A 10,585-nucleotide genomic window follows, 5' to 3' on the forward strand; every position below is an offset into this window, starting at 1 on the left:
TCGACTTGGCCGCGAACCAGGTGCTGGCGGTGAGGCTGACGGACACCAGCGTGAGGCCGACACCAGCGAACGCGTTGTCCGCCCACATCAGGTTCGCGCCGCCCCCGGCGATGCCCGTACCGGCCACCATCAGCCACGGCGGGGTGTGCGGCTTGATCCGGTGCCAGAGCCACGCCTTGACCCCGGCCGCGCTGGACTCGCCGTTGAGACGCTCCTCGGCGATCTTCTCTACGTCCTTGCCCATGGTCTCCGCCCCCGCTCTACTGCTGCGCCCAGTCCATGCGCCGGACCTGCTGCGGCCGGGCACGGTGGCGGACTCGGTTGATCTCTTCCTCGTACTCCCGCTGGAACGTCGCGTAGGCGCCAGCCGCGTTCTTCGCCGCGTCCAGGGCCGACTCGGCCGCCTTGTGCAGCTTCCGGGACACCTTCCACGCCCTGACCTTGGAGGCCCCGATGCGGCCCTCCGGGTCCTGGACCTGCGCGAGGGTGGCCTTCATGATCTCGGCGGCCATCGACACCTCGAAGGCGAACATCGCCATCGCCGCCCGCAGGCTGTTGCAGTACTCCCGGATCTGCGCCGGGGAGGTGAACTCCGGCTCCGGCAGCATCCCGCTGCTTCCGTTGGGGGTGCTGCCGCCCACGGACGACGCGTGCCACGTACCGGGGGCGTTGTTGTTGGTATTCGTCCGGTTCGAGCTGAAATTGACCGTAAAGCCCATCTGCGGGTTAAAGCCCTTTGCCTGCGAGCCGTTCGCCCCCGGCTGCGGGGGGACCTTGCTGCCGTTCTGAGAGCCATTCGCTGCCATGCTGGCCGTACCTCCGGGTGTCGATGGCGCACGGGGGTTCAAGGCCTCCCGGGTGCCTCCGGGGGGCCTCTTCGTTCCCAACACCTCGAAGGTAGGGCGCATCTGACAGCGAGTCAAGATGGTTGGACACCATCTTGATTCGGGTCTTGCTTCTGGCTCCCGGGAACCCGAAGATGGGGGAGTCAAGACAGAAGCAGAGCTGTCCTGACACGAGTCGACCGGAGGGAACATGAGCAGCAGCAGCGCCATCGCCGCGGAGATCCGGGCGCGCATCATCAGCGGGGACCTCACCCACGGAACACGACTGCCGGGCGTGAAGGGCCTGGCCGCAGAGCACGGCGTGAGCCAGCAGACGGCGGCCGCGGCCTACGCCACGCTGGCCGCGATGGGTCTCGTGCGCACCGACCGGTCCAGCGGGACCCGCGTCACGGGCACCAAGCAGTCCGACGCCCACCTCGGGACGTTCGCACCGCCGGACCTCACCGCCGCACAGGCATGGAAGCCGACCACCAGCGGAACGGCCCGGGAAGAGACGACCCTGGTCAGGCAGTTGGATGGCCCGACCCAGGAAATGAAAGCGTGGGGCATCCCGGCCGGGTCGGCCGTGGTCGAACGGACCCGGATCCGGTACGTCGACGGACACCCCGTGCAGCACAAAATCACCGTGCTGCCGTACTCCGTTGCGGCCGCCACTCCCGAAGGCTGGGAGGGCATGCCCCCGATGATGACCCCGGCCGGAGAGGACTCTCCCAAGGCTCCTGCGGGCGTACGGATGGCCGACTGGCTCGGGTGGGACCAGGCCGGGACCGAGTCCGCGATCACCGCCGAACCCATGGACGACGCAGCATGCGAGGCCCTCGGCGTCCCCTCCGGATCCCCCGGTTTTCGCATCCTCGGCACGGTGCGTGACTCCGCAGGTGCAGTGCTCTACGTGACCGTCACCAGCGCCCAGCTGCACCATCGCGTGACACTCAGCATCATCGGATGAGACCAGCCCCACCCCAACAAGCCCTCGCAGCCCCTGCCGGAAGCCCCGGCGGGGGCTGCTTGCATCTGCGGGTCAAGGCTCCCCGGGCTCTGCCCGGACCCGGCCACCAGTCCCAGAGGGGCCGGGGGCACCGCCGGTGACTGCGGGCCCGTGGATGGGTCTGTGAGGGGGTCGTGGGGGGTCCCTCCGGTCTGGACGGCACCGGAGGCCAGCACACCGCCACAGGGGCCGCCAAGGCCGAGCGCAAGCGTGCCGGAGGCAGCCTTGGCGGCCCCTGCGTCGGCGCGCTCTGGAGCTGCGCTCTGCCGCCCAGACCGGAGGGACCCCCCACTCAGGCCCGGGGTGCGCGCGAAGCGCCGGCCTACTCGCCGCGCGGAGCGGGCACGTCCTCGTCGCCCTGGCCCTCGAACAGCGAGGCCTGCCCCCGCTCGTCGTACACGTCGAAGGCCCGCAGCCAGCCCTTCGGATCTATCCCCGGCCGGATGCCCGGCCGGACTCCGTCCGGCGGCAGAAGCGGTATCGCCGAGGCCGTCATCGCCGACCGGCGCCGGGACACCTTCGGCACCGGGGCCGGGGCAGGCACGACGACCGGCGCAGCCGCAGGCGGATCCGGCAGCACAGCCAGATCCGGAGCCGCGGCCGGCGGAGGCACCGGAACGACCGGCGCGGCCGGGAGCACCGGATCGGCCGCGTCGGCGACCCTGGCGAAGTTCCGGAGCATGTACGACTTCTGGCGGCACGCCGGAGAGCACGTCTTCCGCCGGCGGCCCTGCCCCCGCGGCTGCTCGATCCGCCCACCGCACACGTTGCACGTGGACCGGTCACCCGCGTCCTGGACGCTCATCTCCTGCTCGCTCACACGGCCAGTCTGCCATTTCGTCAGTGACGAATCCTGGAGCCCCCTTTTCGTCACTGACGAAACCGGAGTCCAGGCTTTTCGTCAGTGACAAATCCGGGCGCGGGCCCGAGCTGTCCAAACTTTCCCTACTGAATCAAGGCGCCCTCCGGGCGCGCGGCCCGCCCGCCGGCGGACTCGCTCCTGTCTCCGCCCCGCGGCTCCGCCACCGCGCAGGCCGCCGTCGACAACGAGCACCAGGAGCACGAGCAGCTGCACCGCCCGGAATGCCGACCGGCTGCATGACACCTCTGGCACTTCCGCGATCCGGAGGCATAGACCCGTACGCAATCCCGCCCCACGGACCGGTACGCCTACCGGAGTCCGCCAGGCGACCGATGCAGCAGCCACTGAACCGCCACACCCATGCATCACGACGCCAGCGGCTCCCACCGCGTGCCGTGCGCCCTCGTGCCGCGCGTACCGCGTGCACTCGTGCACGTGCCCGCGCGTGCACGCGAGAGCGCCCACGGCAGCAAGATCAACACGACCACAGCTCATGCATTACCGGCCCTTGCTACAAAGCGCAGTACGAATCCACACCTAGGCATTACCGATGCGACGGCACCTCTCCCACCCCCCAGACCCACACCCACCCAGCCCCAGAGAGAGAGTCCGAGCACTCACCAGGGGGCCTCAGGAGGGGTGGCCTGCGAGGATGACCGGTGAGCGTCCACGGCCGTGTCCCCCCATGTGTCCCCCTCAGATCTCACCCCATGGATCACCCCCCAGGATCCCCGGATGTGTCCCCCCATGTGTCCCCCCGGCGACCCCTGGGAGGGGCAGCGGAGCAGAGCCGCGCAGGACTCACTGGTGACGTCACCGGTGAGCGGACCGGTGACGTCACCGCCCGTCGTAGCACTCCAGGTATCACCCCGATACGGATCTTGCGGAGGCTTGCCCAGGGGGCTTGCCCAACCGTTGCGAGGCTTGCCCGCCGGAGGCTTGCCCGGGGGGTGGCGTCACCCGTGATGCCACCTCCGGGAGTTGCACCGGAGGGCGGCTGGAGGGTTGCGTGCAGAGGCGGCTTAGGGGTTGCACCGGAGGTGTGACCGTCGGTGGGACCCCCCGTTTCGGCCGACCCGGCGTTGTTGCCGGTCAGACCCCGTGGGCAAGCCCAAATCGGAGCCGGACACCTCTTTCTGCGGAGCCAGGAAGAGGCTCAGTTGCTCTCGGCGGGCGGCCGGCGGAAGCGGGAGCAAGCTAGGCCTTCGGGTGACCCGAAGCTGCCGTTCCGGATCCGCCGCTGACTCGGCGGTCGCTCCGCTGGGACCGGGCCAAAACCCGGAGCGAGCTATCGGTCACTGGGCCCAGTGACCGGCCGCAGCGGCGGAGCAAAGGGGGTCCCCCTCTCGGGGACCCCGGCTGAGCCGCGAGACTGCAGTCATGAGCACCCCCCGCCGTACCCTCGGCGCCGGTCCGGCAACGAGCACCAGGACCACGGCGACGCCGACCGCCCCGCGGCTTCTTCCCGTTGAGCGTGCCGACATCGAGCACCACCAGGCCGTCGCCGACAACGAGCGCCAGGCGGTGAAGATGCAGGAAGGCCGGCGCGCTCTCGGCACCGGCCCCACTGCGGCCGGTCCGGCGCTACCGGACTGTTAGCTCGCGCCTGGCCGTACGAATGTGGGCCACAAGGTTGACCGCCTCGACCGGACCCGGCGGCCGGGGCTTGGCGGGCTTGTACTGGGCCATCCACTCGGCCGCCCGACGCTCAGCGGTCCGCTTGCGGGTCTTGGCGTTGAGGCGCTCGAACAGGTTCGCCTGCACCGCCGCCAGCTCCTTCGCCGTGACCACCCGTACGTGGTCGGCCCGGCCTCCGAGTTCGGCCACGACTCCCGGCGCGGCGCCGTACGACTCGGTCTTGATGACCTCCTGCATGTGCAGTTCGGCGTCACCGTCGACCACCTTTTCGTGCGCGTCAGCCGTGAGGATCACGCCGCCGGTGAGCTTCTGATCCTTGTCCTGCTCATAGACGAACTGGAGGTTCGTCTCCTCGGAGTCGTCCCCGGTGAGCTGGACGTGTCCGCGCAGACCTCTGGTCCACTCGATCGCGCGGCGTCCGGCCATCGCCGTCTCGTACTCCGCCCACCAGATTCGGCACTGAGCAGCGGTGCCGTACCCCTCCGCCCTCGACGGCAGGAGCTTGGCGACCTCCAGGTCGTGGAGTCGGTAGAGCATTTGGAACGGCGTCATCGAGTGACCCTTGTAGGTCTTGCTGTCGGCCCGGGTGGTCTCCATGGCGGCCCCCGTCGCCGCGTCCAAGTCGGCCCGGACCGACTCAGGCGCCTTGCCGTCCTGGACCTTCGTCAGGTACTCGATCAGGGCCTCGTCGTCAGCTGACGTGATCAGCTTGATCATCACTCCGTGCCCCTTGCCCTCGCACTTGCAGTCCCTGGTCTCGCAGTCGGTCGACGGGGTGAACTCCGGATCCGCCTTGGCAAGCTCGCTGGTCCACAGTTCCCGAAGCCAGTCCTCCCACTCCTCCAACGCCTTGGCCCCGGGCTCGAAGTAGTCGACCACCTCGCCGTTCGCCGGGGTTCCGTCGAGCTTCCCTCCGAGGAACACGAGCCCATTCGTGTGGGGGTGCCAACCGTTCTCCAGGGAGCGCGTCACCTCCGAGGCTCGGACCATGCCCGCGTAGCCGATGCGGTGTCGAATGCCCTCTTCAGCCGCGCGCACCGAGTGCCCGAAACTGCCGTCCTTGCGCTCCCACCAGCTCACCGTTTCGGACCGGCCGTAGAACTGGGGGGCAGTGAGCATCCGCTGGTAGGCGCCGGGCGCCCGTCGCGGCTTGCCCGACCTGTCCAGGACCGGAGCCCCGGCGGCGTCGAGCAGCGGTTCGCCCCACATTGCCGCCCCAAGCCGGGCCAGTTCGTGCGTCCGGTTGTGCCGGGCAGTGAGAACCAGCACCGCGAGCGTGCCGCCGGCCGCGAGCCACCGGAGCGCGCCTGTCTTCAGCTCCTCGGTCCGGCCCCGGCGAATCGCTCCGGAGCACTCCGGGCAGAACCAGATCCGCCCGCAGCGGACGAGCCCGATCGTCACCACGTAGCCGCGCGACGACCGGGCGTAGATCACGCCGGTCTCCGGATCCAGGACCCTCCGCCCGCATCCGGTGCACGCGTCGATCGCCGAGACCCGGTTGAGAACCTTCCGCCCCTGGTACCGCCGACGAGCCGCACGGGCCGCCGCTTCGGCCTTCGCGGCCTGCTTTGCGGCCGCAGCACGTTTCCGCTGGTCAGGGGTGGTTTCGCTGCTCTTGGAAAACTCTGTTACCCCTTTACCTAGTTGGCCACCTCCGGTGGCCTGTTTCCCCAGGTCAGAGGCCGTTTTCGGGGGGGTAGAAGCGTCCGCCGCCCGCTTGCGGCAGTTCGCGCCGCAAAAAACCTGCGCGGCGCGGCTGCGGGTGAACCGCTTCCCGCAGTTCTTGCACCGGATTCGGGCGCGTACGGGGGACGCGGAAGCCCCGGTTCGCGACGCGTCCGAAGACGCGGTCGCGGCCGGGGCCGGATGTCCTGCATCATGGGAAAGCACTACGTGAGCACCAATCCTGAGTCCGTGAGAAGTCTGGGGAGCTGGTGTTCGCGACTGGGGTCCGGCTTCCTACAGCCGGGCCCCGCCGCGTTTTACGGGGTCTTGCGAGTCGAGCGTGCCATAGGTGGCGGGTCATCAGGCGCGAGGCGCCGTGGCTGCCTTGTGGCTGGTGGGGTTTCGACGGCCGGAGAAAGCCCCCGCCGATTGGCGGGGGCTTTCTCCGTGGGTGCGGTTACGCGGAGCCTCCGAGGGCGATGAGCACCGCGGTGATGAGGAGGATTCCGCCGGCGCAGGTGAGGTCGACCGCGCGGCGGAGGGTGGTGAACTTGGCGACGGCCAGGCGGGAGAGGCCGACGACGTCGACGGCCAGATCCCGAGCGGTGGCGGCCGGGAGGTCCTCCGGGGTGAGCGTGGCCCAGAGCGGGAAGCCGTGGCCGCCGCCCAGGTTGGGGCGGACCGACCGGAGGAGCAGGCCCGCGGCGGCGACCAGGAGGGCGAGGCCGGAGCCGCCCGCGATGTACGCGGGGAGGTTCAGGGGGAGGTCGCGGGCGAGGGTCCATGCGCCGGCCATCACGGCGCCGACGAACGCCAGGAGTAAGCCGGTCTTGGCGTCGGTCCGCGCGATCTCCGCCTTGACCTCGGCGTGCGCGGCCGTCATCGGGGTGCTCATCAGGCGCTCATCTCCATCTGCTCGACGGTCTGCTGCGGGGTCAGCTCCTTGAACTGCTTGGCAATCCAGCCGGTCGACCAGCCCGTGAGCGCCACGACCTGCCGCTGTGAGCGGCCCTCACGGATTGCCTCGGCGACGGCGGCGAGCGCCTCGGTCTCGCTCATTTTCTTGACGGCCGGGGCGTCGTGAGCGGTCTCGTGAGCGGGGGTGCTCACGGTGGCGCTCACGGCCGGGCGCGGGGCGCTCACAGCGGCGCTCACGGGCGCCGGAGCCGTACGGCGGGCCTCGGCCGCCTTCCGATCCCGCTCGGTCCGCTGGATGGCTTCACGGGCGGTGCGCTCACGGTCGAGGCGCTGCTGCTCATCCCGGCGAGCCCGGTCGGCGCGGTCCGCCTCTTCCTTGTGGCGCTTGGCCTCTTCGGCCCGGCGCTCACGCTCGACGTCGGCGACGTGGTCGCGCTCTTCCCGGGCCATCCGGGCTTCGTGGTCCAGGCGCTCACGCTCCAGGCGGGCCTTGTGCTCACGCTCGCGCTCACGGTCGGTCTGCTCCTGCTCACGGCGGCGGTCTTCGGCCTGCCGGGCGCGCTCACGCTCGTCGGCCTGGGCCTTCTCCCGGGCCTCCCGATCCGCCCGTGAGCGGTCCTGCTGCTCCTGGCGCTCACGGGCCCGGCGCTCACGCTCGTCGGCGCGCTCACGCTCGATTCGGGCGGTCGCCACGGCGATTGCCCGGCGCCACTTGAGCGAGGCCTCGGCCGTGACGATGAGCAGGGTCGGGGCGACCATGTGCACGCCGACGCCGACCATGTCGCCCGTGAGCGCGGAGTCCCCGATGTTGAGCAGGAGCGTCATCGCGCCGGTGAGCCAGCGCAGGACCATGGGCCAGGCGCCCGCGTCTCCGTCGAGCCTGGCGACGATGGTGTCGACGCGGACCACGATGATCACGGCGGCGTCGACGACGAGCGGGAGGATCGGCGCGGTCCAGTCCCACTCATCCGGCGTGACCCGCTCGACGAGTGGGGTGACGGTCAGGATCGAGAACAGCACCGCGCCGCCCACGATCGCCCAGACGAGCCGGAGGGTGCGCTCCGCCGCATCGACCTGGGCCTGAGTGTCGATCTTCACCGGCGGCCACCCCCGCCCTTGACCGTCTGCGTGATCGTCTGGACGACCGTCTGCGTGACCTCGAACCCACCGCCCTTGTCCGACCGGCGGCCGAGGAAGGCGGCGACCAGGACAGCGCCGAGGATCAGCATGGGCGCGGCCGCGGTGATCCCGGCGGCGACGGCAGCGGCCCCGGTGGCGAGCAGGTCGAGGGCGAAGCCGAGGAGCAGTCCGCCGGCGCCGATGCCGACGGCGGCCACCGCCGTGCCGACAGCCCACCGGGGGACGAGCGGGCCGGAAGACAATTTGTCTTCCGGGGCCGGGGTGTTCACGACGGCTTCGAGGGCTCCCTGTCGCCGGGCGAGGTCGAGGAGCGCAGCGACGTCGAGGACGGGCTGAGCCGCAGGGGCGGCCGGGGGCGGGGCGGTCGGCTGAACGCCGGCGGGGGAGTCCGGCAGCAGCGCGGCGAGAAGGTCGGCGTCGCTGATTGAGCGGCCGGTCACGGGATACTCAGGGGTGGCACTCACGGGTTCCTCCGGGGGTGTCAGGGCGGTCCGGGTCGCATCCGGGCCGCCCACTGTTCTAGGCGGTCTGACCAGGCATTACAGGGGGTCTGACGGGTCGTGACGGGTCACTGACCGGTCAGGGCCGCTGACCCCCTCCCCACCTGAGGGAGTTGTGGGGGTCAGCGACTCTGACGGGTCACTGACTGGTCAGACCGCTCCGGCCATCTGCCGGGGCCGGATCTTGTACTGGCCGGGGGTCTTGGCCTTGAGGTCCTCCACGAGCCGCCCGTCCAGGCGCATCTGCCGGACCGCGTTCTTGATCCAGGTGGGCTTGCGCCCGATCGCGGCGGCGTGGGCGAGGAAGTCCTTCGGGCCGACGGTCCGGCGGCCCTCGGCGAGCCAGTGGTCGAGCAGCTGCTCCATCACGGCCAGGGCGTCCTCCGTGCTGAGGTCTCCCTGGGCGTCCGCCGGGACGAGCGGGGTGTCGTCCCCGGGCTGTGACTCGTCCAGGTCCACCGACGGATCCAGGTCCATGTCCTCCGGGTCCACCAGCGGCTCCACGGTGCGCTCCTCTTCGTCGTCGTAGTCGGCATCCACGGCCTCCGGCGCCGTCACCGACAGGGCGGCCCGGTCGGTGTACCGCTGGCCCGCGACGCCCGCCGCGACGGCCGCCATGACCTCCCCGGCGTCGGGGGGCCGGACGTCGGCGAAGGTGACCGTGACCCAGTCCAGGACCAGGGGATCGTTGCGGAACGTCCGGGCCGGGGTGATCTGGCGGGCGACGGGCATCCCGGTCTGCGCGAGGTAGCAGTAGCCCGGGTACCCGGCGCCCCACTGGCCGGGGTGCGCGCCGGCGTCCAGGAGGTCGGAGGAGAGCGCGAGGGTCTCGTCGCGCTCGTCCAGACCGAAAACGAGGGCGGACGGGAGCGCGGCGCGCACGGTCGTAGACATCTGGTCGTGGCTCGGGCGCTGGAGGGAGAACACCAAGGCCGCGCCCGTCGCCCTGATTTGGTTCGCGGCCTGCTTGAACAGTTCCTCGTCGAGGCGGGCGAAGGCCTCCGCGGCCTCCTCGAACCAGGCGATGAGGAAGGGCATCCCGGCGCAGCCGCAGGCCCGGCCGGACTGGCAGGAGTGCGCCCGGTCGGTCTGCTGGCCCGCGCACGCGGGCTCCCACTTCCGGTAGGCGTGCCGACGCAGCCACTCCGCACGGGCCGGGGTTGCCTGCATGACCGCCGTGGCCATCGACTCGACGTCGTCCGGCTCCAGGGCCACCCAGTCGCAGGCGGGGAACAGCCCGCCGAGGTCCATTCCGCGCTTCACCGGGTCGGACAGCCACACAACGGCGTCGCTTCGGGTCAGGGCCTCCGAGAGGATGTCCATCGCCGCCTCGGTCTTGCCGGAGCCGGTCGCGCCCGCGATCAGCCAGTGCACGCCCTGAGGCAGCAGCATCTCCAGCTGGAGCGTGTCGTCGTACGTGCCGATGACGAGCGGTTCGGTGATCGAGCCGCCGGGCGCCGACGGGCCCGGGTACCAGGTCGTGCCCGCGAGCGGGTCGACGGGGACGCCGACCAGTACGCCGTGCCGGTGCGAGTCCGAGGACTTCTCCACCCGGAACCCGCCGGGGCGGACGTCCATGGCGCTCTCCAGGTTCGGGAGCGCCTTCGTCAGCTCGTCGGAGGTGGCGCCCTTCTCCAGCTCGAAGGGGACGCGGACCTGGCCGGTCTCTCCGACCTTCGCCTTTCCGAGCTTCAGCTTGGAGAGGCCGATGGCGTCCAGAAGGCCGGCGGCGTTCCCGGCCGGGGCGGCGTCCGGGTTGTGGCGCATGATCTGCCGGATGTTCCACGACAGGGCGAGCGCCCCGCCGCCCATCAGGTAGAGGTCCGGCAGCGGCCCGGCGAACGGCCCGGCCAGTGCGGCGCACGTCGTCCAGGAGGACGCGGCGGCCACCGTGATGGCGGAGTGGAGCCGCCGCTGGGGGCCGGTCGACTTGGCCGCGAACCAGGTGCTGGCGGTGAGGCTGACGGACACCAGCGTGAGGCCGACACCAGCGAACGCGTTGTCCGCCCACATCAGGTTCGCGCCGCCC

At 71.0% G+C, this 10,585-nt stretch carries 9 protein-coding genes and 1 pseudogene; 2 read left to right on the forward strand and 8 right to left on the reverse strand.

The window, feature by feature from the left end; translation table 11 throughout:
• Both IE244_RS41105 and traA read right to left on the reverse strand, forming a co-directional pair.
• Nucleotides 1–244: pseudogene (locus IE244_RS41105) on the reverse strand (plasmid transfer protein TraB); the annotation flags it as partial.
• A gap of 16 nt (nucleotides 245–260) precedes the next feature.
• Nucleotides 261–1,082, reverse strand: coding sequence for a plasmid transfer protein TraA (traA, locus tag IE244_RS41110; protein ID WP_308436317.1), 822 nt, complete (start codon nucleotides 1,080–1,082; stop codon nucleotides 261–263).
• Between traA and IE244_RS41115 the strand changes: the two genes are divergently transcribed.
• Nucleotides 1,036–1,794 carry a GntR family transcriptional regulator gene (locus tag IE244_RS41115; RefSeq protein WP_191878694.1) on the forward strand — a complete coding sequence of 253 codons (759 nt, stop codon included), beginning with the start codon at nucleotides 1,036–1,038 and terminating at the stop codon, nucleotides 1,792–1,794. The genes traA and IE244_RS41115 overlap by 47 nt on opposite strands.
• Nucleotides 1,795–2,155: 361 nt before the next feature.
• On the opposite strand, the gene IE244_RS41120 is transcribed toward IE244_RS41115, so the two are convergent.
• Nucleotides 2,156–2,653, reverse strand: coding sequence for a hypothetical protein (locus tag IE244_RS41120; RefSeq protein ID WP_191878695.1), 498 nt, complete (start codon nucleotides 2,651–2,653; stop codon nucleotides 2,156–2,158).
• A 1,422-nt stretch (nucleotides 2,654–4,075) separates the two neighbouring features.
• Between IE244_RS41120 and IE244_RS41125 the strand changes: the two genes are divergently transcribed.
• Nucleotides 4,076–4,294, forward strand: coding sequence for a hypothetical protein (locus IE244_RS41125; protein ID WP_191878696.1), 219 nt, complete (start codon nucleotides 4,076–4,078; stop codon nucleotides 4,292–4,294).
• On the opposite strand, the gene IE244_RS41130 is transcribed toward IE244_RS41125, so the two are convergent.
• The 5 genes from IE244_RS41130 to IE244_RS41150 form a co-directional block, all read right to left on the reverse strand.
• Entirely contained in the window at nucleotides 4,280–5,767 is a 1,488-nt protein-coding gene (locus IE244_RS41130; protein WP_191878697.1) for a replication protein, read from the reverse strand. The genes IE244_RS41125 and IE244_RS41130 overlap by 15 nt on opposite strands.
• A 688-nt stretch (nucleotides 5,768–6,455) precedes the next feature.
• On the reverse strand, nucleotides 6,456–6,893 hold the full coding sequence (locus IE244_RS41135) for a Pycsar system effector family protein (protein ID WP_191878698.1): 438 nt from the start codon (nucleotides 6,891–6,893) through the stop codon (nucleotides 6,456–6,458).
• On the reverse strand, nucleotides 6,893–8,014 hold the full coding sequence (locus tag IE244_RS41140) for a DUF2637 domain-containing protein (RefSeq protein ID WP_229854887.1): 1,122 nt from the start codon (nucleotides 8,012–8,014) through the stop codon (nucleotides 6,893–6,895). Before IE244_RS41140 ends, IE244_RS41135 begins: the two co-directional genes overlap by 1 nt.
• Nucleotides 8,011–8,520, reverse strand: coding sequence for a hypothetical protein (locus IE244_RS41145; RefSeq protein WP_191878699.1), 510 nt, complete (start codon nucleotides 8,518–8,520; stop codon nucleotides 8,011–8,013). The genes IE244_RS41140 and IE244_RS41145 overlap by 4 nt, the downstream gene beginning before the upstream one ends.
• Before the next feature lie 186 nt (nucleotides 8,521–8,706).
• Nucleotides 8,707–10,585 (reverse strand): sporulation protein SsgA (locus tag IE244_RS41150; protein ID WP_191878700.1); only part of this gene is annotated, 1,879 nt, incomplete at its 5' end.

The sequence above is a fragment of the Streptomyces filipinensis genome (assembly GCF_014649495.1).
GTDB lineage: Bacteria > Actinomycetota > Actinomycetes > Streptomycetales > Streptomycetaceae > Streptomyces > Streptomyces filipinensis.